This window comes from Priestia sp. SIMBA_032 (assembly GCF_046535215.1).
Classification (GTDB): domain Bacteria; phylum Bacillota; class Bacilli; order Bacillales; family Bacillaceae_H; genus Priestia; species Priestia aryabhattai.
Map to the genome: position 1 here is coordinate 1 of NZ_JAWRXD010001284.1, position 247 is coordinate 247.

1 protein-coding gene is annotated in these 247 nt (G+C 71.3%); it reads left to right on the plus strand.

What is annotated here, in order from left to right; translation table 11 throughout:
- Positions 1–225: hypothetical protein (locus SB717_RS38460; protein WP_410908472.1), on the plus strand; the 225-nt coding region annotated here is incomplete at its 5' end.
- Between the last annotated feature and the right edge of the window lie 22 nt (positions 226–247).

Below are 247 nucleotides of genomic sequence, written 5' to 3' on the forward strand. Positions count from 1 at the left end.
GTGTTCTCGCTGACCCTGCTGTTGACCATCGGGGTGTCGGCGGCCAGCTACGCGTGGATCGAAGAGCCGACCCGGCAGTGGTTGCGCGAGCGCGAGGCCCGCGCGGCGGCGGCCGGAGCCGGGCCCGAGACGCTATCGCCGAAACCGGTACCGCAGGCGGATCAGCCACCGCGGCACATCGATCGCGAGCCACGCCACGAGTACGACCGCCAGCAGAGCCGGTAGCTGAACCCACCAGTCCCAGCCG